Source organism: Desulfogranum aggregans (assembly GCF_055398265.1).
Map to the genome: position 1 here is coordinate 4003347 of NZ_AP042447.1, position 22810 is coordinate 4026156.

Sequence of the window (22810 nt, forward strand, 5' to 3'; positions counted from 1 at the left end):
AAGCATATGGAAACACAGACCCCGTCAACCATGGAGATCGTTAATCGCGGTCTGGCCAGGCGATACCGTAAGGAGAAGCAGTTCCGGCTGCTTGGCCTTGCCGCCATTGTCACCAGTATCCTCTTCCTGGTCATTCTCTTCAGCTCCATTGTGAGCAATGGCTGGACAGCCTTCCGCCAGGCCTCCATTTATCTGGATATCACCTTTGATGAGGAGGTGCTGCAGGTCGAGAACCTGCGCAATGCCAATTATGCCCGGCTCATCAAATCGTCCATGGGCGACCTCTTTCCCGAGGTCTCGGGCAGGAGCCAGACCAGACGATTGAATAAGCTGGTCAGTTCCGGGGCAGCCTTTGAACTGCAGGAAATGGTACTGCGTGACCCGTCACTGATCGGTACGACCCGTCTTGTTCGTCTGCCTGCCGACGATGAAGTGGATATGCTGCTCAAGGGGCACGTTTCCCGGGATGTTCCCGAATCGGAGCGACGGATTTCCGACGACCAGATCCGGTGGGTGGATCAACTGGTCAGTGCCGGCCGGCTTGATTTGGAATTCAACACCACCTTTTTTACTGCCGGTGATTCCAGGGAGCCCGAGCTTTCAGGGATCAAAGGGGCGATCATGGGCTCGATGTTCACCCTCCTGGTGACGTTGGCGCTTTCGTTCCCCATCGGGGTCGCTGCTGCTGTCTATCTGGAGGAGTTCGCCCCGTCAAATAAATTCACCGACCTGATTGAAGTGAATATCAATAACCTGGCCGCCGTACCTTCCATTGTATTCGGTCTGTTGGGGCTTGCAGTCTTTCTTAACTTTTTCGGGCTGCCTCGTTCCGCTCCGCTGGTAGGTGGCCTGGTACTGACCCTGATGACATTACCTACCATCATTATTGCCAGTCGGGCATCGTTGAAATCGGTACCGCCTTCTATCAGGGAAGCAGCCTTGGGGGTTGGGGCGTCCAAGATGCAGGCCATCACCCATCATGTGCTGCCGCTGGCCATGCCCGGCATGATGACCGGGACCATTATCGGCATGGCCCAGGCGCTTGGAGAGACCGCCCCCCTGCTGATGATCGGGATGGTTGCCTTTATAGTCGATGTCCCCGGAGGGTTCACCGATCCCTCCACGGTCCTGCCGGTACAGATCTACCTCTGGGCAGATTCACCGGAACGGGCCTTTGTGGAAAGAACCTCTGCCGCCATCATGGTGCTGTTGACCTTTCTCATTTGTATGAATGCGATGGCAGTACTGTTGCGAAAGAAATTTGAGCGGCGTTGGTAAGTAAGAAGAAATGTCGTGCAGGCATTTTTTTATACTCAAGGGCAGCTGACTGTCCTTGGAAAAACTGAAGAATGAAAAGTATGATAAAGGAGAATAGTATGTTGAAGAAAAGTCTGACCATTGCGGCAGCTGCCCTTTTTGCTGCATCTGTCGCAAACAATGCAATGGCCGCCGGCGGAAGAGATTATATTTCCATCGTTGGTTCATCCACTGTCTATCCTTTTGCAACCACCGTTGCCGAGCAGTTTGGAAAGACCACCCAGTTTAAGACTCCGAAAATCGAATCCACCGGTTCCGGTGGAGGCATGAAGCTGTTCTGTGCCGGTGTTGGTGTTGAAACCCCTGACGTGACCAATGCCTCTCGCCGAATCAAGGCCTCTGAGTTCAAGAAGTGCCAGGAGAACGGCGTCAAAGACGTTGTCGAAATCAAGATTGGCTATGACGGCATCGTTGTTGCTAACTCTAAAAAGGCCGAACAGCTGAAGCTAACCCGCAAAGACCTCTTCCTGGCATTGGCCAAAGATGTTCCTGATCCCAAGGGTGGCGAAAAAATGGTACCCAACCCTTACACCACCTGGAAGGATGTCAACGCGGAACTGCCTGCGACCAAGATTGAAGTACTCGGTCCTCCGCCTACCTCCGGAACCCGTGACGCCTTTGTTGAGCTGGCCATGGAAGGCGGTTGTAAAACATTTGATTTCATCAAGGCCATGAAAAAGTCGGATAGCAGTGCCTACAAAGGGTACTGTCACACCGTTCGTGAGGACGGCGCGTACATCGAAGCTGGTGAGAATGACAACCTGATCGTCCAGAAACTGGAGGCCAACCCCCAGAGTCTCGGTATCTTCGGTTTCAGCTTCCTTGATCAGAACGGCGACAAGATTCAGGGATCTTTTGTCGATGGTCAAGCTCCCACCTTTGAGAACATTGCTGATGGCAAATACCCAGTATCCCGTCCGCTGTACTTTTACGTGAAAAAAGCGCATGTTGGCGTTATTCCAGGTATTGCTGAATTCCTTGCCGAATTCACCAGCGAAAGGGCCTGGGGAGACGATGGCTACCTCACCGAAAAAGGGTTGATCCCGGCCCCGACTGAAGAACGCAATAAGTTCGCTGCCGATGCAAAGGCGCTGGCGCCCCTTTCTATGTAAGACCTGACAAACAGGTAGTACGGTAGTATAATTAAATGAAAGACCTGCCGAAAAACAGCCCGACTGTTTTTCGGCAGATTAATCCTGGTAATGACAATGGGTATGGATACGGTTTTGGATATGGGTGATACTTATCTGGCTGGAGAGAATGTTCTCGGCAAGGTCGATGAGGCGGCAAGCGAAAAAGTCAGCCGCGAAGAGCGGGCTACGGTCGGCACCCAGTTTGTTGACGACCCACGCATGACCTGCCGAGGCGTTAATGTATTCTATGGTGAAAAGCAGGCCATTCAAGACGTTTCCATTGATGTGGCCAACAACGAAGTGCTGGCCATGATCGGACCGTCCGGCTGTGGAAAGTCCACCTTTCTCCGCTGCCTGAATCGAATGAATGATACCGTGGACATTTGCCGGGTCGAAGGGGAAATTTTGCTGGATGGACAGGACATCTACGATAAAAGTGTGGATGTTGTTCCCCTGCGGGCCCAGGTGGGGATGGTGTTTCAGAAACCCAATCCCTTTCCCAAGTCCATTTATGATAATGTCGCCTATGGCCCGAAGATTCATGGGTTGGTGAATAATAAATCTGAACTGGATGGGATTGTCGAAGAATCGCTGAAAAAAGCCGGCCTATGGCAGGAAGTGAGTGATCGACTTGAGCAGCCAGGGACGGGACTGTCTGGCGGGCAACAGCAACGACTCTGTATCGCCAGGGCCATTGCCGTTCGGCCTGAAGTAATCCTCATGGATGAACCGTGTTCTGCACTCGATCCCATTGCCACTGCCACGGTGGAAGACTTGATCACCGAGTTGAAAGAGCAGTACACCATCGTGATTGTTACCCATAACATGCAGCAGGCTGCAAGGGTTTCCCAGCGGACCGCCTATTTTCATCTTGGCGACCTGGTCGAAGTCGGCGCCACTGATCGGATATTTACCAACCCGCTGCACCAGTTGACCGAGGATTATATCACCGGTCGTTTTGGCTAAAGCCCCTACGGACGGTTACCGCAGTATTAGAAAAGCCGTTTCCCACCTATGGGAAACGGCTTTTCTTTTTCTCTTTTCACCGCCTAGACTACCCGACGGATATTAAGCGGGTCCCGCTGCACGGTACGAAAATATTTCACTGCCGGCTTTCCAAACAGCATCACATAACCGATCTGGTGATCTTCAGGGATATCGAGCTGTTCCTGCATTTCAGGAACAATAACGGTAAAGGCCCACTTCGCCAATCCATCCCAGAGAGTACCGATGTTCATGCTTGCCGCCAGCAACTCAAAGTAACTGAAAGCAATGATCGGGTCTGCCCCGGGAGATGGTCCGTTTTTCGGGACAGAGATAATCAACATGTGCGGCGCTTTCCTGAAAAGGACATCTTTGCCCTTGTCCCATGCCCTGACAATACCGGCGAAGAATTCAAGCCCCTCGGGCAGTGCCTTTGCGTCGGCCTTTTGCCGTATGCCCTCAATGGTGGTGCGAGCGATCCGTTCCATCACCGCCGGGTCCTCCACCACAGTAAAAAGGCACTGGCGCCTGTTAACACCGGTTGGGGCATGAGCAATGGTGGCCATCATCCTGTCGATGACCTCACTGTCCAGGGGGGTGGAGCGGTATCGTCGCACCGATCGGCGGCCCCTGATCAGCACATCCATCTGCTCCGGAGTTGGAAACTGTCCCTTGAGCGGCAGTGAATCAACCGGATCAAAGCCGAGAATGGAAAGGGCGCCGGTGGGGCAGACGGCCAGACAATGCTGGCACTCTATACACTGGTCGCTTTTGTCATCAATCGCCCTGGGGTAGTCGGGGTCAAGCTCAAGTATATGGTAAGGACAATCCTGAACACATGCTCCGCACTGGATACAGGCCTCTGTGTCGATCTTTAGTCGCAAGTCCATTGCATCCCTCCTCTGAGTGAATTATGGTTGTCTCTACTGCCTTTGCTGAAGGGGTATGGTACCATAAACCCATCCAATCCCCTAACATCTTACTCTGCATGGATATCCATTCCACCATACGGGATATGCATCACTTCCAGGGTGGTGCCATTGATACTTCATCATTGCTCTACCTTGAGCGGCTTGCTCTGCTTGAATCCGCTGCCACCTGCTATCGATTGCTGTTGATCCCGCAGGTTGCTGCAGAGCATGGACAAAGTCTCCCTTCAACACTAGTCACGGTGAGTGCACCTTCCGGTCCTGCAGACAGTGCCCTGTGTCCTGTGGCCGCTCGCCACCAGCTAGCCGTCATTTCCGAAGATAAACAGGTGCTCAGGCAGGCGGAGAATTCGGGGCTGACCTATTTTAACACCTTGATGTTACTCTTGATCATGTTGTACAATACTCAATTGACCGTAAATGAATGCAGTCAGCTGACCACCCAACTCAGCGAATTCGCTCATTATAGTCGTCATGTCTGGCGCTACGGGGAGCAAGTACGAGCTTACGTCATGTCGCTCGGCAGAGAACCCTCCTTGTCTGTACGGGACTTGACGATCAACCACTGCTGAGCTCATGGCTCCTGCCCGAAGTGATCGAAAACCAACTTGACCAGGTTGAGGAAGCTTTCCTGTACGAGGTGATGATTGCTGTGGGGAGGAGGTTAATTTATGAAATTTTAAGTGTTTGAGGTATGGGGATATGACTGAGAACCGACAACGCGACCCACGTTTTCATCGACGAAGATTTCTGCAGATAATTGCGGCAGCCGGTGCTGCCGGAGGACTCTATCAACTGGGCGCGCACTTCCGGGCCGACACCCCTGCCCAAATCGTTCGTGAAAGTCGACAGTTGATGGGGACACAGGTTAACCTGGTGGTGTGTGGTCCTGATCGTGATGCCTGTTACCAGGTGATCGATGCCACCTTGGGACGTATGCAGGCGGTTGAACAGGTATTAAGCAGATACCTGGAGTCCAGTCAGTTATCACGGCTTAACCGTCACGGGCAGGTCGACAGCCCCTCATCCTCATTTCAGTCGGTCCTTGACCTGGCTGGGCAGATCAGCGGGATGACGGGCGGGGCCTTTGATATTACCGTATTGCCGCTGTTGGAATTGTATGACAGGGCAGCTCTGCCAGCTCCGGAACACCTTGCCGCGGCCCGACGACTGGTTGATTATCGTGCCATCAGCTGGAACAGCAAACGTGCCCAGTTCCACCGGCCGGGCATGGGCATAACCGTGGATGGCATCGGGAAAGGGTATATTGTCGATCAGGGCGTCGAAGTGTTGCAGCAGCATGGTTTTCAGAATGTCTATGTGGAAGCCGGAGGCGACCTGATGGTTTCCGGTTCCAAGCCCCAAGACGCTCCCTGGCGGATAGGTGTACGTAATCCACGGCCGGAGAACACTCAACGGCTGCTGGTTATGGAGGTGAATCGTCCGACGGCCATTGCCACATCCGGAGATTATCTCCAGTGGTATACCGAGGATATGCTGCACCATCATATCATTGATCCCCGTACCGGCATATCCCCGCCAGAGCTTGCAAGTGCCACGGTAACTGCACCATCAGTGGCCCTTGCCGATGGCCTGGCTACGGCTGCCATGGTTATGGGACCAACCCAGGCCATGGAGGTATTGGAAGCGGCAGAGAACTGTGAAGGACTGCTGATCGGCAAAGATCTGCGTCATTATCGTACCAGCGGGTTCCAGGGATAATATGAAAACAATTACGATAGAGCGAGGCCTTGACCTTCCGCTCAAGGGGCAGCCACGGCAAACCATTCGCCAGGGGCCGTCGATACAGCAGGTGGCGCTGGTTGGAGATGATTATATCGGCTTGAAACCTACCATGCTGGTCGAAGAGGGTGATCGCGTCAAGCTGGGCCAACCGGTGTTCACCGATAAGAAAAATCCAGGTTTTCCTTTTACCTCTCCTGGTGGCGGGACCGTGGTCTCCATTCACCGCGGGGCAAAAAGAAAATTTGAGTCCCTGGTCATTGCCCTGGAGAGTGAGGAGCAGGTGTCGTTTGATGCGGCTGCAGCCACGCCGGTCGAGGAACAGGAACCGGAAGATGTGCGAAAAATCCTGCAGGAATCCGGCCTCTGGACCAGCTTTCGACAGCGGCCCTATGGCAAGATAGCAGGTGTTGACGGTAACCCGTCCTCCATATTCGTCACTGCTGTTGATACACGTCCCCTGGCCGCTGACCCTTCGGTGGTGCTGGAAGAGCGCATGGACCTGTTCACCGCCGGTCTTCGCGTGCTTCGAAGGATGGCCTCTGTTCCCATTCACCTCTGTATTTCTCCGGATTATACTAGTCTGGCAGCGATGGAAGAAGAAGGGGTGACTGTGTGGGGCTTCAGCGGACCGCACCCGGCAGGGTTGCCGTCAACCCATATTCATTTTGTTGATCCGGTAGGCGCCAGCAAGCGAGTGTGGCATGTCAATTACCAGGACCTGGTCCGTATCGGCCATCTTTTCGTCCATGGATGCCTGTCAACCGAAACGGTGGTCGCCCTGAGCGGCGAGGGGGTCAGGCAACCGACGCTGATCGCAACCCGGATAGGGGCCTCGCTTGATCAGCTGTGCGCGGATGAACTCCTTGCTCCCAATGAATACAGACTCCTTTCCGGAAGCGTTCTTGACGGCCGGCCCATAGGGGACAGCACCAGCTATCTCGGCCGGTATGCAACTCAGGTTTCCACCGTGAAGATCGACAGCGGCAGCGCTCTTTTCGGTTGGATGCATCCGGGAAAGGATCGTTTTTCCAGCACCAGGCTCTTTCTTTCTGCGCTGGCACCTAAAGCTCGTCGTTTTTCTTTCTCTACGGCTCTCTGGGGCGGGCCGCGGGCAATCTATCCCTTGCCGGTATACGAAAAGGTTATGCCGATGGATATAATGCCCTTGCCGCTGCTCAAGAGCCTGTCTGTCAGGGATACGGAAAAGGCGAGGTTGCTGGGTTGCCTTGAGCTGGTCGAGGAGGATCTTGCCCTGTGTTCCTATGTCTGCCCAGGGAAGAATGAGTTCGGTCCCATGTTGCGCGCTGTCCTCAATGATATTGAGTTGGAAGGGTAACTGCGCATTTACTGACTGAAAAAAGAAATTCAACGCGTGTACAGGAACATGAAATTTCTCAGTGATCAGTTCGAGAAGTTAGGACCAAAATTTGAAAAGGGCGGTCCGCTGGAGCGCTGGTATCCGCTCTACGAAGCCACCGATTCTTTTCTTTTTCATAGCCGCAGGATCACCAAAACCGCCCCGCATGTCCGTGATGCGACCGATTATAAGCGGATCATGATAACGGTGATTATCGCCTTGGTGCCCTGTGTTGTGATGGCGCTATGGAATACCGGTTATCAGGCCAACAGCGGGCTTCAGCAGATGGGCGTTGTCCTGCCGGAAGGGTGGCGCGGAAGCGTGATGAGCCTGGTCGGCTGTGATCCCGGCAGCATGGTGAGCAATTTTCTTCATGGGGCACTCTATTTTCTGCCCATTTACCTGGTAACGGTCATTGTCGGCAGCATCTGGGAGTGCCTGTTCAATATTGTCCGCGGCCATGAAATATCCGAGGCTTTTTTGGTAACCAGCTTGCTTTTTCCTCTGACCCTGCCGCCGACGGTTCCATTGTGGCAGGTTGCCATGGGAATCAGCTTTGGTATTATTTTCGCCAAAGAGGTCTTCGGCGGCGTGGGGCGCAACTTTATGAATCCTGCGCTGGTTTCGCGGGCATTTATTTTCTTTGCCTACCCTGCACGCATGAGCGGCGACAAGGTGTGGACAGCCGTGGACGGATATACCGGAGCCACGCCCATCGGGATGATTGCCGCCAGTGAACCTGGACAGGTTATGGAGAACCTGAGCTACACGTGGTCACAGTCTTTTCTGGGGGTTATCCCGGGTTCCATGGGAGAAACCTCGACCCTGGCCTGCCTGCTTGGGGTTGCCCTGCTGTTGGTCACCGGCATTGCTTCCTGGCGAATAATGCTCTCCATGCTCTTGGGCGGTCTCTGCATGGGCACGGTCTTTTATCTGCTGCCGGCTGGTTCCAATCCATTGCTGGAGGTTCCACCGCAGTGGCATCTGGTCATGGGCGGGTTTGCCTTTGGCCTGACCTTTATGGCGACTGACCCGGTATCAGCCGCCCAGACCCGCTTGGGCAAGTGGCTGTACGGTGGTTTCATCGGGGTCTTGGCCATTGCTATCCGCGTTGCCAATCCGGCATATCCGGAAGGGGTGATGTTGGCGATTTTATTGGGCAATGTACTGGCGCCGTTGCTTGATTATTTCGTCATACAGGCCAATATTAAACGAAGGGTGGTGCGTCATGGCTGAAGAATCTCCATTCAAACCTTTTTATTCGGTGTTGGTATTGGCCTTTGCCTGCTCTCTGCTGGTGGCAGGTGCCGCTGTTGGCCTTCGTCCTCTGCAGCGGGCAAATCAGCAACTGGATCAGAAGAAAAATATTCTTCGTGCTGCAGGGATGCTGCGCCCTGATCTGCCGGTTGCCGAGCAGTTTGAGGGGGTGCAGACCCGGCTGGTTGAGCTTGCAACCGGTCGTTTCGTCCCTCAAGAGGATATACCACTGCAGGCTCGAGACCAGGCCAAAGCGGCACTCAGTGATGAATGGGGACGACCGCTGCAAGAGGATAACGATCTTGCCCGACTTTCGCGGGTTGAAAAATATGCGCCCGTCTATCTGGTCATGGGAGATAATCAGGCAGTGGAACAGCTGATTCTGCCTGTCCGTGGCAAGGGGTTATGGTCGACCATGTATGCCTACGTCGCTCTGGATGCCGACCTGACTACCATCCGGGGGATCAGTTTTTATGCCCATGGCGAGACACCGGGCCTGGGAGGAGAAGTGGAAAACGACCAATGGCAACAGGGCTGGCAGGGAAAGAAGGTGTACGGCCCGGAAAACGAAGTCCAGTTCCAGGTGGTGAAGGGGAACGTTGAAGAGGGCAATCCGGCAGCCGCATACCAGGTGGACGGACTGTCCGGGGCGACCATGACCTCTGACGGCGTCAGTGACCTGATGCGTTTCTGGTTTGGCGACCATGGCTTTAAGCCGCTACTTGACCGGCTGCAACAGGAGGGAGGGCTCAATGGCTGACAGAAAGAGAGATTTACTGCTGCGCTCGATCATTGAGCGCAATCCCATAGCCTTGCTGGTGCTGGGCATCTGTTCGGCCCTGGCTGTCACCTCGCAAATGATTACCGCTTTTGTGATGTTTATCTGCGTGACCCTGGTGGTGGCTTTTTCCAGTCTGACTATCTCCATTGTTCGCTACCAGATTCCCAATTCAGTTCGGATCGGTATCCAGATCACCGTTATAGCCACCCTGGTCATCCTGGTGGACCAGTTTCTGAAAGCCTTTTATTTTGACCTGTCCAAGCAACTCTCCATCTACGTCGGCTTGATCATCACCAACTGCATCGTAATGGGCCGGGCAGAGGGATTTGCCATGAGTAATCCACCGATTAACAGTTTTCTCGACGGTATCGGCAATGGCCTTGGATACGGTTTTGTACTGATGTTTGTTGCCTTCTGCAGGGAGCTGTTCGGCTCGGGAACGTTGTTCGGGTATGAGGTCTTTCAGCTATCCACCAACGGCGGCTGGTATGAACGAAACGGGTTTATGCTGCTGCCAGTGAGCGCTTTTTTCCTTATCGCCGTCCTCATATGGTTTTTGAGAACCATTGACCCGGTACAGCAGGAGGATGCATGATGGCCCATTATTTTGATATCATCTTTCGTTCGCTGTTCATCGAAAACCTGCCGCTCAGCTTTTTCCTTGGCATGTGTACCTTTCTTGCCATTTCCAAAAAAGTGAAGAGCGCTGTAGGCCTGGGGCTTGCGGTGGTGGTTCTGATGCAGATAACCGTGCCGGTCAACAACCTTCTGCTCAATAACATGCTCAAACCCGGCGCTTTGGCATGGGCCGGGCAGCCTGACATTGATCTGACTTTTCTTGGCCTGCTCACCTATATTGGCATTATTGCCGCCATTGTCCAGATTCTGGAGATGGTGCTTGATCGCTTCCTCCCCGCCCTATACAACACGCTGGGGATTTTTCTTCCCCTGCTTACCGTGAACTGTGCCATCCTGGGGGGGACCCTGTTTATGGTGGAGCGCGACCAGACCTTCGGCGAGAGCGTGGCCTATGGCTTTGGCGCCGGGGGCGGCTTTTTTCTGGCGGTGGTGCTGCTTGCCGGGATCAGGGAAAAACTGGAGTATGCCAATCCGCCGGCTGCCCTTCGCGGTCTCGGGACCACTTTTATCTGTGCCGGATTGATTGCTCTGGCCTTTATGGGCTTAGCAGGATTTTAATCCCATGGACGCCAATGAACAAACCAAAGCCACCTCCATATTCACGGAGCATGTGTGATGAATGAGATTATTTTTGGTGTGTTGTGTTTTCTTGCTATCCAGCTCGTTTTGGTCACACTGATTGTCACTGCCAAAAAAGTGCTGCTGCCCAGCGGAGATATCTCCATCCTCATCAATGACGACAAAAAATTGACTGTCCCGCCAGGGGGGAAATTGCTCACAACTCTGGCGGAGAATGAAATTTTCCTTTCTTCGGCGTGTGGAGGGGGAGGCAGCTGCGGTCAGTGTCGCTGCAAGGTCGAGGAAGGGGGAGGCGCGATTCTCCCCACCGAGCTGAATGCGATTCAACCCTACGAGGCCAAGGCCGGATATCGGCTCTCCTGCCAGGTGCCGGTGAAGCGCGACCTGAAAATTCAGGTGCCGGCTGAGATGCTGGAAACCAGGAAGTGGCAGTGTACCGTGCGTTCAAACAGGAATGTTGCAACCTTTATCAAAGAGCTGGTGCTGGAGCTGCCCCCGGGGGAAGAGGTCGACTTCAAGCCGGGCGGCTTCATCCAGATCGAGGTTCCGGCCCATGAACTCAATTACAAGAGTTTTGATATAGATGAAGAATTTTTGGGTGACTGGACCAAGTTTAAAATGTTCCAGTACTCTTCGCATGTGCATACACCGGTGACCCGTGCCTATTCCATGGCCAATTATCCGGGAGAGAAAGGGATTATCAAGTTGAATGTGCGCATTGCCAGTCCACCTCCCCGTGGGCCGCTCGGTATTCCTCCGGGACAGGCATCATCCTATATTTTTAACCTGAAGGAGGGGGACACGGTTACTATTTCCGGACCTTTTGGAGAGTTCTTTATCAACGAGAGTTCTGCTGAGATGATTTACATCGGGGGCGGAGCAGGTATGGCCCCTTTGCGAAGCCATATTTTTTCACTGTTCAAGGGCCAGGGGACCAAGCGAAAGGTTTCCTACTGGTATGGTGGACGCAGCCTGCAGGAAGTTTTTTATGCCGAGGAATTCGAACAGCTTGCCGAGGAATTTGATAATTTCAGTTTTCATGTGGCGCTTTCCGAACCATTGGCCGAGGATGAGTGGGAAGGCAAAATCGGTTTTATTCACCAGGTGCTCTATGATACCTACCTGAAGGAACACCCGGCTCCAGAAGATGTTGAGTACTATCTCTGCGGGCCACCGATGATGATTTCAGCGGTGCTGACCATGCTGGACAACCTGGGAGTTGAGCAGGAAAATATTTATTTTGATGACTTTGGGGGCTGACAACCCATGGGCGAATTTCTGCTGGTTTTTCTCATTGCGTTTACTGCTTTTGCCGGCTTTACTGGATTGCTTATTTTTTGTCGACGACGCGCAGCACGCACCCGTCACGGCCTCACTGGAATGTGTCATTCCACCGGAGGTACCATGTGCGCCAGTTGCAGTGAAAGCTTAGGAACAAACGATCAGCCACATCTGCAGACAGAGATTAAGCCGCTGGAGAAGGTCTCACCATCGCAATGAGTGACGGTGTCTTTCTGGCGTTGGCAGGCTGGGCTCAGCCTGTCTGAACGCTACCGCATCGATAGCAGCCACCTGCTGCAGGTGCGCTCTACCTATTTCGTTTCAACCGGTAATCCTTTTTCCTTCCAGGCCTTCCATCCGCCTTTGAGTGCGTATACCGTGGAGTAGCCGTTGTCGATCATCTGCTGTGCCAACCTGGCACTGGTTGCTTCGTTCGGTCAGCTGCAGTAGAGGACTATCGTCGCATTACGGGGATAGGTATCTTTCCAGACCCTGTATTCACTTGAGGAGGCGCGAATTGCGCCGGCAATTTTTTCCGAACTTTGCGACCAGGCGCCGGCAGAGCGGGAATCAAGGATGACCAGTTCAGGCGAGCCCATCAGCTCTTGCAGTTCCTGCGGTTCCATGGTCGGTACCGCTGATGCGGCTGCGAGCGGCAACGAAGGAAGAAGGCTCAGCAGAAGGAACAGTATGAGATGTTTACTCATTTTCATACCTCCGAAAGAATAGGTGGCGTTTTCAGTGGACCCTGTTCCTTGCCGTTGGTCGAGCAAGAAGAGGAGAGGCGCTGGTCGGTGCCGGCTTCCATGGAAAGGGTGCCGGCACCGGGAGGAGCAGCGTTAAGCGATGGTGGTGAATACCTGTTGTTTAGCGCCGCAAACCGGGCATTTTTCCGGTGCTGCGCCGAGCTCAATGTATCCGCAAACCGGACAGAGATAGAAATCGCTGACATCCATATCAGTTCCATTCTTTACGGCTTCCAGGGCTTTGCTGTAGATCTGGGCATGGACTTCTTCCGCATCCACAGCAAATTTAAACATGGTTTTTGCCTTGTGGCTGTCGGAAACGGCCTGGTCAACCATGGGGGGGTACATTTCGGTGAATTCATGCGTTTCACCGTCAATAGCGGCCTGGAGGTTCTCAGCGGTAGAGGCAATAGCGTCCAGGGCCTTCAGGTGTCCTTCTGCATGAATCCGTTCTGCTTCAGCGGTGGTTCGAAAAAGTTTGGCAATATTGACGAAGCCTTCTTTCTCTGCTTTTTTTGCAAATGCACGGTATTTCTGATTTGCTTGACTCTCGCCGGCAAAGGCTTCCTGCAGGTTTTCATTGGTGGTTGCCATTGGTTTTACTCCTTTGTTGATTGTGTTGGTTACCTAAAAGGTATTGATGAGTTAGGGTCGATCGAACAAATATGCAAGATGTGTAACGTATCCTGCAAAAGTTTGCAATATTTTTGAGAATAAAAATCATTTAATATAAATTATCATTAGCGCCTGGTTCCTGCCCCGCCAAAAACCAGCTTGCCGCCCAGGTGGCCGGCTATACCGACTGCACCAAGGAGCAGAAAGGCCAGCAGGACAAAGAGCATTCTGGCTGAAGAAGGGGTGGTGAGCAGGTCCGGTCGCGCTGCCTGCCAGATAACGAGAATGATCAGCAGCCCTGTGGAAACCAGAGAGGCCGCGATTTTAATCCGAAAAAGCGAGGTCATTGCCCCCTTATATTTTTTCTGCCAGGTTACCCATCCGGTATAGAGGACCAGGGGCATGGCCAGCAGGACAAACACCAGGTTGTAGAAGGCCGCCGTCGCAAAGGAATGCATTCCAATCATCCAGGCCATCAGCATCAGCAGAAATGCCAGGGGAATAATACCGTTGGGGGTATGCGTCATAATCGGGTGCAGGTGGAAGCGAAGGATCAGGTCGGATACCTTGTCCAGCATGGATTCGTTCACAGCTGCTGTATTGACGGAAGCTGTGTCTTCGGCAGGTGGCTGCTGCTGTTGGTCAGCGGCTGTTTCCTCCACCACTTCAATAAATGCACTGCTGTCAGCGCCGCAGACCGGGCATTCCTCGGGTGGGGTTTCCCCCTCATGAATATATCCGCAGATCGTGCATTCCCATCGTTTCATAGAAGCTCTCCTGTAAAAAAAGGTTGAACAGCAGGTAACCGGCGCCGGTCATGTCTTTGTCCGGGCCTGGTGAGTGTATGATTGTGGCCAACTAATTTCATCGCAAAAAAGAGGAGAATGCCGTAGAACGTCAGCATGGATGCGATTTTTGCATAGCTGCCCATTTTGGCTTCCTGAGCGCCATAAGGACTGTTCTTCCCCATCCGTAAGGGGGGACTGTGCAGCGCGGGTACCTGTTAAGGCCAGTTCCTCCCTGTGGCGCTGAGCCGTGTACCGGTCGAACGCGTCATGGCGTGCAGGACAAGGAAGAGTAATCCACAATAAAAACAACAAATATTACCATACATGTATCTTGTCGGCAAAGAATACCGGGAAGGAGCACGGCAGGTGGAACGACTTATCTGGGAAGTGGAGGAGCGCTGAGTGGAAGACAAGAGAACACAGGGTGGCGGTGCCTTCAATGGCCTGACTCCAGACACCATCCTCAACATCGCCGAACAGCAGCTCGGCAGGTATCTGACCAATGTGTGCCGGCCGTTGAACAGCTATATCAATCGGGTCTATGAATTGGAGGACGAGGATGGAGAGGGGGTTATAGTTAAGTTTTTTCGTCCTGGGCGATGGACAAAGGAAGCATTGCTTGAGGAACATACGTTTCTCAACGAGTTGGCGGAAGCCGAGATTCCGGTCATTGCTCCTTTAGCGCTGGAGGATGGGCAGACGCTTGGAAGCTACGGCAGGATCAATTATGCTTTCTTTCCCAAGCGCGGCGGGCGATTGGTCGATGAACTCAATGATGAGCAGTGGGCTGCTCTCGGACGGTTAATGGGGAGGATGCATCTGATCGGTTCCGGGGGAACCTTCACGCATAGACCGCGGATGGAGCCCGGGCAGAGCACGCAGGCCCAACTGGACTATATCCTTGCCAGCGGTTTGCTGCACCAAGAGCTTGCTTCGGCTTACACCGGCCTGGTCCATCGGCTGATCGCCACTGCAGCCCCCTTGTTTGAGCAGACGGAGATGATCCGCATTCATGGTGACTGCCATTCCGGTAACCTGATTTATCGTCCGGGCGAATCGTATTACCTTATCGATTTTGATGATATGGTCACCGGACCCCCTGTGCAGGACTTCTGGATGCTGTTGCCCGGAGACCTGCAGTCCGCCTTTGTCGAAATCGATATCTTTCTCGAAGGGTATGAGACCTTTCGCCATTTTGACCGAAAAAGCCTGGTGCTGATAGAACCTCTCCGGGCCATGCGATTTGTGCACTATACGGCATGGTGCGCGTACCAGGTCAAAGAGGATGGGCACTCAGCGGTGATGCCGAATTTTGGTTCACGTGCCTACTGGCAGCAGGAAATCGCCGATCTGCAAGATCAGTTGGAGCGGCTGCAGGAAAAGGTGGACCTGCCCGGTAATAGAGTAGAACCATATTGATAGTGAACGCATCTGCCCGGCCAGCGTTTTCGCTGACCGTGGCTGGGCTCAATAGAGTGATGCGGTGATCCCCGCTGGTCGCTAATCAGCGATCAACAGCTATATCCTGGATCCAGGCCAGCGCTGCGGCAATTTTAGGAAACCCGATTGTGGAAATCAGAACCAGCAGGGCATGCTGCACTTCCTCCACCGTGGCTCCGGCGGCCATGGCACGCTTGGCGTGCGAGTGCACGGCACCAGTAGATTGGGCGGCTGCAGCTACCCCCAGTTGTATTAGTTCCGTGGTTTTTCTATCCAGCGGACCCGCTGTGCGGATGGTGGAACCGAGGTTTTCGACCGCAGTAAGGACCTCGGGAAAGGTGTTCACCAGGTATTGATAGTGGCTGTTTGGTTTTTCGCTGCTCATCTGTTTTCTCCCATGGCTGTTGTTGATGATGACTGCCTCTCATAGTAGCCGTAATGCAGCGTGCGGCAATCCCTTTTCAGGTCATACCCCTTTTTTTTCTTCCCACCGTGCTCGGTGCTGTGCGCAGCGTGTTCCCGAGACAACCGCAGGTAGATTTCCCTCCCTGCCCAGGCATCGGTAGCCGCATAGACCAGCTGTCCGGGAGAAAGGTTATCCTTGGCCCAGTTGCTGATTTTTTTTGATTTGGCAATACGAATCCCCATGGTCACTGCAGCCAGCCCTCGAAGCCCGAAATGCCTCAGCTGAAAATTTCGCCCCAGCGAGGCCAGGTCCACGAAACCGGCAGGGGTGAAATGGCTGAATTCCTGCAAGGCCAGCACATCGTCACGGGGCGCTACACCTGCTTTGACGATCGCCTGGTTACTGAGCAGGGAAATCACTTCCTGCGGCAGCCCTGTCCGTTTGAGCTGAAACAGAAAAACTTCGTGTTTGGTTGCCAATTGCAGCAGCGAGGGCAGATGGCGTTGCCCCTTGCGAAAAGCAGGACGGGTTTCGGTGTCAAAGCCAAGAATGGAAGCTGTCTGGAGCCGTCGGGTGGCGGGAGCGACCTGCTCAGGAGCGGATACCAGACAGGTCGGTCCCTCCCACCTGCCCAGAGGGAGAGCGTTGATGGCCTCTTTGGAGAGTCGACGAGTCGTGAGCGGTGGTGGTGAGAGGGGGCTGTGGACCCCTTGCTGTGGTTGGCTTGAACAATGCATAAATCGAATACAGGTTAGGTAGATGGGGGTGAAAAGGGTAAGCGCCTCCAGAGCATCCTTGTCAGCACGTCAATGGATCTGCCGGACAAAGGGCTGGAGCGCATTGCTGGTACTGCATAGGATGACAACAACAGGAGTTTGTGAATAGAAAGAAGCGAACCTTTACCAGAACAAGCAGAGAAATGGCAACCAATATATGGATTCCAAATAGCGGCCACAACACACAGCAGCCTCGTCCGGAGGTCAATGGGATGCAGGGCCGCAAGGGAAGGGAGAGCAACACGGCGATCCAGTGAGGTCGGGACTTCACCTGGCCGCAGCTCTCTCCCACGAACATGAAGAGGAGACAGCGTATTATATGAACTGCTGCAGATACAAATGTTTTTCCGAGAGAGTTTCCTGCAGGTGCAGAAGAGAGTAAAGAAAAATAAATTGGTATTACCAATTAAGAAGCAGGAGCGAGTTAGTATCTATGATATCTTTGGCTTATGGTTTTTTGTCCTAAAAATAAGACGTTAACCTAAAAATAAGACTAAATATCTTGCTTGACAGCCCTGTTTTGCCCCGATACCATTGGCTGCAATAAGGAGGTGGAAAGGCTGCTTGTTTGGCCCGTATTGGTAGTACCAATTACTGATCTATGCAGGCCGCGTACGCCTGGTCGCCGGGGAGGGGTTTGGTCGTCAGCTGTTTTCGGGTACATGATGATCGAGCCGTTAAACACGGCTGGAGAACAGCATCGAGATGTTCTCCCGTCTTGGAAACAATTTTGATGAGGTGTTTTATGTCAATGACTGTACAGGCCATACTGGCTGCAACTCCAATTATCCTGGCAGCGGTGCTCTTGCTCGGCTTCCACTGGTCTGCCAGGCGGGCCATGCCTGTGGTGTATCTCTCAGCGGCTGCCGTCGCACTGCTCTTCTGGGATATGAGTTTTAGTCGAGTCCTTGCATCGACCTTGCAGGGAATCGTCGTTACCGGTGCCGTGCTGTGGATCATTTTTGGGGCAATCATGCTGCTCAATACCCTGCAGAACTCCGGCGCCATCTCCACCATCAGAGCAGGCTTTACCGACATTAGCCCTGACAGGAGGGTTCAGGTACTCATTATCGCGTGGCTGTTCGGTTGTTTTATCGAAGGTGCATCCGGTTTTGGTACACCTGCGGCCATTGCTGCGCCACTGCTGGTCGCCATTGGTTTTCCCGCCCTTGCTGCGGTGATGGTAGGGATGATGATCCAGTCCACTCCTGTATCTTTCGGTGCGGTGGGTACGCCTATTCTGATTGGGGTGACCAACGGACTCGATCATGGGGCCCTCAGTGAGCAGCTTGCTTCGGTTGGCTCCAGTTGGGAAATTTTTCTGCAAATGATTACCTCTCAAGTGGCCATTGGCCATGCCATTGTCGGTACCCTGATGCCGCTGTTGATGGTAACCATGCTGACCCGTTTTTTCGGTGAGAAGAAAAGCTGGGCCGAAGGGTTGCGCATGCTGCCTTTTGCACTGTTTGCCGGGCTGGCCTTTACCATTCCCTATGCATTAACCGGTGTTTTTCTCGGGCCGGAGTTTCCATCCATCGTCGGTGCACTGGTCGGCCTGTCCATCGTCGTGCCGGCAGCAAAAAAAGGCTTTCTGTTGCCGAAAAAAGTATGGGATTTTCCTGCTCAGAGTATGTGGCCTGGCACCTGGCTGGGCAATCTTACGCCAAAGCAGCCGAATAAAGATGAACGAAAGATTTCCCTTCCCCTGGCTTGGACCCCGTATGTGCTGGTTGCCCTTATCCTGGTTGCCAGTCGTGTTTCCGCTCCCTTTAAAGGGCTGTTGAAAAGTGTGAGTTTCGGTTTCACCAATATTTTGGGAGAAACCGGTATCAGTGCGTCCATTCAGCCGCTTTACCTTCCAGGTGGAATTCTGCTGTTTGTCTGTCTGCTGACTCTCTTTCTCCATCGGATGAAGGTGTCTCAGCTCGCCAATGCAGCTGCTGATGCCGGAAAAACGCTGGTTGGAGCAGGGTTTGTTTTGGTATTCACTATCCCCATGGTCCGTATTCTTATCAATTCCGGCGTCAATGGAGCGGACCTTGCCTCCATGCCGGTTGCCATGGCCAGTTTCGTGGCCGAGTCGTTTGGTGCTGTATACCCGATATTCGCTCCGACCGTTGGTGCACTGGGCGCCTTTATCGCTGGTTCCAATACAGTCAGCAATATGATGCTCAGTCAGTTTCAGTTTGAAGTGGCCGGTGCGCTCAGTATTTCAGGAGTTATAATGGTCGCGCTTCAGGCCATTGGCGCAGCAGCGGGCAACATGATCGCCATTCATAATGTTGTTGCAGCATCCGCTACTGTCGGTCTGCTTGGCCAGGAAGGAAAGACCCTGCGCATGACTGCCCTGCCGACCATATACTATGTGATGGCAACCGGTGTCTTGGGACTTCTGGCGGTCTATGTCTTCGGCATAACCGATCCTCTTCTTTAAACCGGTCGTTGTTTATCTGCGCTCTTTCCAGCCTGTATTTTCCGTCTCGACATGACGGAAAATACAGGCTTTTTTTGTTAGTTTTTCCTCCTGGGAAACTGTGCACCCTTTCTGCCCTGTCCATGGTGGAGCTGCGGCAGCCTCTGATGGATGACAGTGCGCTCTTCCCCAGTGTCGCATGATAAGGCTCAAACCGGCACCGGAAATAGTGTGAGATAATTTTTTCAAGGTCTGCTATGAATTGAGCTAGTCAAAAAATCTCCGGCAGCTGCTCAGGGGCCGGGGCAACGAAGAACATCTGTCAGCGGTATCCACCTACGATAGCAGCATGGTCAGCGAGGCAGACAAAGACGTTGAGGTCCCGGTAGCCGGTCAACTAAGCGCGTATCTCCGTTTTCTTGGTTCCAACAGGAAATTCAGACGGTTTTGGCTGGCAACCATCGTCAGCCAGGTCGGTGACTGGTTCAATTATATTGCTATCTTTGTTCTGCTGGCGGAGATTACCGGATCGGGTGAAGCCATCAGCTGGTTTCTGGTGGCCAAATTTCTTCCCACGACCCTGCTTGGCCCCATTGCCGGCGTGGTTGCCGATCGGTTCAGCCGTAAGACGATAATGGTCTGCTGCGACCTGCTGCGTGCAGCGGTGGTTTCCTGCTACCTGTTGGCAGGGGAAGCATCGCAGGCCTGGCTCATTTACCTGTTGGCATTTGCCCAGGAGTCGGTGTGGACGTTTAATCATCCTGCCCGCCAAGCCTCGATTCCCGACCTATGCTCCAAAGAGGAACTCAATATCGCCAATGGGCTTTTTGGGATGTCGTGGTCGATAAATTTAGCCATTGGTGCGGCCCTGGGGGGATTGGTCACCGCCTGGCTGGGGTGGAAAGCCGCCATTATTATCGACTGCGTCACCTTTGTTGGCTCAGCAGGGCTCATCAGTACGGTCATGCTGCTCGCTCGTCCACGAAAAAAACGTCGGCTATCCCTTGCAACGATTACCGGTATAGCCTCGCTCCTTGAAGGATTGCATTATTTGCGTCAACATCCCAGAGTGGGCGCGCTGCTGCTGGTCAAGAGTGGATGGGCCCTCTCCGGCGGTATTCTCGTCATGCTGACGGTGTTCGGAGAGCAGGTTTTCTCTGAAGGTGGTCGTGGTGGATTGAGCGGATTGTTTTATTCCATGCGCGGCCTCGGGGCGGCTGTTGGACCTTTTCTTGCGTGGCGCTGGTTCGGTTCGCGTCCTACAGATATGCGCCGGGCAATTGGTTTTGCCTTTGTTCTCTCGGCTTGTGCCTACCTGTTGTTCAGTCAGGCGCCCAATCTCTACATTGCCTGTCTGCTGGTCTTCGTCGGACATGTCGGAGGTTCCATTCAGTGGGTTTTCAGTTCAGCGCTTCTCCATTTACGGGTTAATGAGCAGTATCGCGGGAGAGTATTTGCCGCGGAAATGGCACTGCTGACCCTGACCATGAGTCTGTCGACAGTGTTGACAGGCAGGGCATTGGGAGCCGGCGTGTCTCCGCGCACCATTGTAGCGGTCTTGGCTTTGCTCTTTCTGGTTCCTGCCGGGCTCTGGGGGGCCTATCTTCTCCGGCTGCGCCGATCCAGTGACTAGGTGGGGCCTGCCACATCGGTGGTCGGTGCCGGTGAACAAGGGCTCAGCCGCACTAATGATGAAAAGTGTTGCCGCGCAGTGGTTTTTTGCCAGCTGTTGTTAGCATTGACGATTATCCGCCTGATTTGATATAGTTAGGTATAAGGAAGCAGTTTCGGGTCACCGGATCCTTGCCGTATTTCAGTCCGCAGGATGCAGATCCTGCAGTGCTAAGGTTGCCAATGATTGAAGTGCGCGCAGGAGCACTGGAAATGGTCGTCAATTCCGGCCCCTCCCTGTCCCACTGAGCGATTATCGCCGGACCTACTCTCTATGTCGCGATTTCTGCTGATCAGCAAAAAAGACCTTCCCATTCTCGCCTTTATAGGCTGCTGGTTCGGTTTGCTGACCTTTGTCTACCTCCACATGCTGCCGCTCCTGATCCTTGATCACCAGCTTCTTTCTTTGCCTGTTGCGGCAGGTGTGGCGAGCACTGTTTTTCTCCTCCTTTTTCTCGGGCCCGGTTTTTTTTTCAGGGTGGATCTGGATCGTCTCTTAAGCAGTGGGTTTACCTTCGGTGTCCTGCTCGGGATGCTCTATGGCTTATATGCCTGCCTGCTGGCTGTTCTTGATCAATTATCTCCCAACTCCAGGGACGTACCAACCGAACTTCTGCTGCTGGTCATTCTCGGGTGTGCACTGGTCTACAGCCCGCTGAGGCGACTGGTCCAATATACGGTGGACCGGGTTATTTTTGGCGGACGTCCCGATTACCAGAATTTACTGTGCGACTTCAGTGGCAGGATTGCAACCACCCTCAACCTGCCCGATCTGGTAGAAATACTGGTAAATGAGTTGCCGCAGAAATTCCAGATAACTGCGATTGGGCTGATGATTATGGAGGAAAAACGGAGTCGCCTCTACCCGGAAAATTTGCGGTTCGGGACCAATCTTTGGTCAGAAAGTCGCCTGATCGAGCTGCTTCGGGACGGTCACCAGTCCTATTTCTGTCAGCGGGTGGTTGGCGAACCGGTTCTCACCGATGAGCTGTTGGGGATAGAGGCAGCCGGATTTTCCTTGGTGTACGGTCTGCAGGGGGGCTCACTTTTTGCCGGCATGTTGCTGCTCGGTCCGAGAAAGGACGGAACTGAGTATACAAGCCGCGATGTGCAGGCATTCAGCACCCTGGCGAACCAGGTATCCATTGCCGTTGTTAATTCCCTGAATTTGGAATCGTTGGTCAATAGCAACGACCAGCTGCAGACCACCTTTCATAAACTCGTTCAGGCGGAAAAAATGGCCGCCCTCGGCGAAATGACCGCCATGCTCGCTCATGAGCTGATCAACCCCCTGGGTATCATTCGGAGTTCAGCACAGTACCTGCTCAGTGAACAGCGCCCGCTCGATGTACAGCAGAACCTGCTGCAGTATGTTATTGAGGAGGTGGATGGTCTTAATTTGGCGATCAACAATCTGCTCGGTCTGGCCCGGCATAAACCGCCCAAGTTCAGAAAAGTTGATCTTCATGCGGAGATGAAAGCGTTTATGCGCAAGTGGCTTGAATGTGATGAACATTCCTCCTCGGTGAAGATAGATGTCCGGATGCCGGAGAACCTCCCGGTGCTCTATGCCGACTTTCAGCAGTTGCGTCAAGTGTTGGTTAACTGTGTCGCCAATGCAGAGGAGGCGATGGGGGGAACCGGTTCAATAGCCATAACCATTGCGGAGATTGACCGGCAGCGTCTTGAAATTATCATTGCCGATACTGGCCCCGGAATCGCAGAGGATGATTTAAAGCTGGTGTTTAAAAAATTTTTTACCACCAAGGAAAAGGGGGTGGGGCTTGGTTTGCCGGTATGCCGGCAGATTGTCCGTGCCCACAACGGGAGTATCAAGCTGCTCAATCGTGATCAAGGAGGGGCAACGGTGGTGATTCGTCTGCCGCTGCGCCCATTGGTCACTGTGGGGCATGATGGAGCAGCGGAAGCCTAATTACGTGCGGATGGAATAC

The 22810-nt window shown here is 53.4% G+C and carries 21 protein-coding genes; 15 read left to right on the top strand and 6 right to left on the bottom strand.

All coding sequences use genetic code 11. The annotated features are described in order from the left end of the window. The first annotated feature begins 6 nt into the window (after positions 1-6). The 3 genes from pstA to pstB all read left to right on the top strand — a co-directional run bounded on the left by pstA (position 7) and on the right by pstB (position 3416). Positions 7-1278, top strand: coding sequence for a phosphate ABC transporter permease PstA (pstA, locus tag ACZ52Z_RS17630; RefSeq protein ID WP_464268086.1), 1272 nt, complete (start codon positions 7-9; stop codon positions 1276-1278). 98 nt (positions 1279-1376) lie between these two features. Then, on the top strand, positions 1377-2429 hold the full coding sequence (locus ACZ52Z_RS17635) for a PstS family phosphate ABC transporter substrate-binding protein (protein ID WP_464268087.1): 1053 nt from the start codon (positions 1377-1379) through the stop codon (positions 2427-2429). A 96-nt stretch (positions 2430-2525) separates the two neighbouring features. Beyond that, the gene (gene pstB, locus ACZ52Z_RS17640) at positions 2526-3416 is read left to right on the top strand and encodes a phosphate ABC transporter ATP-binding protein PstB (protein ID WP_464268088.1); all 891 of its coding nucleotides are present in this window, start codon (positions 2526-2528) and stop codon (positions 3414-3416) included. Positions 3417-3499: 83 nt separating this feature from the next. Here the strand turns inward: pstB and ACZ52Z_RS17645 are convergent, their stop codons facing one another. After that, positions 3500-4324 carry a nitroreductase family protein gene (locus tag ACZ52Z_RS17645; protein ID WP_464268089.1) on the bottom strand — a complete coding sequence of 275 codons (825 nt, stop codon included), beginning with the start codon at positions 4322-4324 and terminating at the stop codon, positions 3500-3502. A gap of 23 nt (positions 4325-4347) precedes the next feature. Between ACZ52Z_RS17645 and ACZ52Z_RS17650 the strand changes: the two genes are divergently transcribed. The 8 genes from ACZ52Z_RS17650 (at position 4348) to nqrF (ending at position 11982) form a co-directional block, all read left to right on the top strand. After that, positions 4348-4935: a hypothetical protein gene (locus ACZ52Z_RS17650; protein WP_464268090.1), complete on the top strand. Its 588-nt coding sequence runs from the start codon at positions 4348-4350 to the stop codon at positions 4933-4935. A gap of 130 nt (positions 4936-5065) precedes the next feature. Continuing rightward, positions 5066-6085: an FAD:protein FMN transferase gene (locus tag ACZ52Z_RS17655; RefSeq protein ID WP_464268091.1), complete on the top strand. Its 1020-nt coding sequence runs from the start codon at positions 5066-5068 to the stop codon at positions 6083-6085. 1 nt (position 6086) lies between these two features. Next, complete coding sequence (locus ACZ52Z_RS17660; RefSeq protein ID WP_464268092.1) at positions 6087-7445, top strand: Na(+)-translocating NADH-quinone reductase subunit A; 1359 nt, start codon at positions 6087-6089, stop codon at positions 7443-7445. Positions 7446-7493: 48 nt separating this feature from the next. Then, positions 7494-8702, top strand: a complete 1209-nt coding sequence (locus ACZ52Z_RS17665; protein ID WP_464268093.1) for an NADH:ubiquinone reductase (Na(+)-transporting) subunit B — start codon at positions 7494-7496, stop codon at positions 8700-8702. After that, a complete protein-coding gene (locus tag ACZ52Z_RS17670) occupies positions 8695-9483 on the top strand; it encodes a Na(+)-translocating NADH-quinone reductase subunit C (RefSeq protein WP_464268094.1) in 789 nt (262 codons plus the stop codon). The genes ACZ52Z_RS17665 and ACZ52Z_RS17670 overlap by 8 nt, the downstream gene beginning before the upstream one ends. Beyond that, the gene (locus ACZ52Z_RS17675) at positions 9476-10099 is read left to right on the top strand and encodes an NADH:ubiquinone reductase (Na(+)-transporting) subunit D (protein WP_464268095.1); all 624 of its coding nucleotides are present in this window, start codon (positions 9476-9478) and stop codon (positions 10097-10099) included. The genes ACZ52Z_RS17670 and ACZ52Z_RS17675 overlap by 8 nt, the downstream gene beginning before the upstream one ends. Continuing rightward, positions 10096-10701 carry an NADH:ubiquinone reductase (Na(+)-transporting) subunit E gene (gene nqrE, locus ACZ52Z_RS17680; protein WP_464268096.1) on the top strand — a complete coding sequence of 202 codons (606 nt, stop codon included), beginning with the start codon at positions 10096-10098 and terminating at the stop codon, positions 10699-10701. The genes ACZ52Z_RS17675 and nqrE overlap by 4 nt, the downstream gene beginning before the upstream one ends. 57 nt (positions 10702-10758) lie before the next feature. After that, positions 10759-11982, top strand: a complete 1224-nt coding sequence (gene nqrF, locus ACZ52Z_RS17685) for an NADH:ubiquinone reductase (Na(+)-transporting) subunit F (RefSeq protein ID WP_464268097.1) — start codon at positions 10759-10761, stop codon at positions 11980-11982. Between the two features lie 458 nt (positions 11983-12440). Here the strand turns inward: nqrF and ACZ52Z_RS17690 are convergent, their stop codons facing one another. From ACZ52Z_RS17690 to ACZ52Z_RS17700, 3 genes are all read right to left on the bottom strand, one after another. Continuing rightward, the gene (locus ACZ52Z_RS17690) at positions 12441-12710 is read right to left on the bottom strand and encodes a rhodanese-like domain-containing protein (protein ID WP_464268098.1); all 270 of its coding nucleotides are present in this window, start codon (positions 12708-12710) and stop codon (positions 12441-12443) included. Between the two features lie 132 nt (positions 12711-12842). Continuing rightward, complete coding sequence (locus ACZ52Z_RS17695) at positions 12843-13343, bottom strand: rubrerythrin family protein (protein WP_464268099.1); 501 nt, start codon at positions 13341-13343, stop codon at positions 12843-12845. Positions 13344-13489: 146 nt separating this feature from the next. Then, positions 13490-14131 carry a rubredoxin-like domain-containing protein gene (locus ACZ52Z_RS17700; RefSeq protein ID WP_464268100.1) on the bottom strand — a complete coding sequence of 214 codons (642 nt, stop codon included), beginning with the start codon at positions 14129-14131 and terminating at the stop codon, positions 13490-13492. Positions 14132-14554: 423 nt separating this feature from the next. On the opposite strand from ACZ52Z_RS17700, the gene ACZ52Z_RS17705 reads away from it, so the two are divergent. Then, positions 14555-15571: a serine/threonine protein kinase gene (locus ACZ52Z_RS17705; RefSeq protein WP_464268101.1), complete on the top strand. Its 1017-nt coding sequence runs from the start codon at positions 14555-14557 to the stop codon at positions 15569-15571. Between the two features lie 85 nt (positions 15572-15656). On the opposite strand, the gene ACZ52Z_RS17710 is transcribed toward ACZ52Z_RS17705, so the two are convergent. Continuing rightward, entirely contained in the window at positions 15657-15977 is a 321-nt protein-coding gene (locus ACZ52Z_RS17710) for a carboxymuconolactone decarboxylase family protein (protein WP_464268102.1), read from the bottom strand. Continuing rightward, positions 15974-16735 (bottom strand): 3'-5' exonuclease, encoded by a 762-nt coding sequence (locus ACZ52Z_RS17715; protein WP_464268103.1) that lies wholly within the window; start codon positions 16733-16735, stop codon positions 15974-15976. The genes ACZ52Z_RS17710 and ACZ52Z_RS17715 overlap by 4 nt, the downstream gene beginning before the upstream one ends. 784 nt (positions 16736-17519) lie before the next feature. Here ACZ52Z_RS17715 and ACZ52Z_RS17720 point away from each other — a divergent pair. The 3 genes from ACZ52Z_RS17720 (at position 17520) to ACZ52Z_RS17730 (ending at position 22791) form a co-directional block, all read left to right on the top strand. Then, positions 17520-19208, top strand: coding sequence for an L-lactate permease (locus ACZ52Z_RS17720; RefSeq protein WP_464268104.1), 1689 nt, complete (start codon positions 17520-17522; stop codon positions 19206-19208). 328 nt (positions 19209-19536) lie between these two features. Further along, positions 19537-20820 carry an MFS transporter gene (locus ACZ52Z_RS17725; protein WP_464268105.1) on the top strand — a complete coding sequence of 428 codons (1284 nt, stop codon included), beginning with the start codon at positions 19537-19539 and terminating at the stop codon, positions 20818-20820. A 312-nt stretch (positions 20821-21132) separates the two neighbouring features. Further along, positions 21133-22791, top strand: a complete 1659-nt coding sequence (locus ACZ52Z_RS17730; RefSeq protein WP_464268106.1) for a sensor histidine kinase — start codon at positions 21133-21135, stop codon at positions 22789-22791. Positions 22792-22810 lie beyond the last annotated feature (19 nt).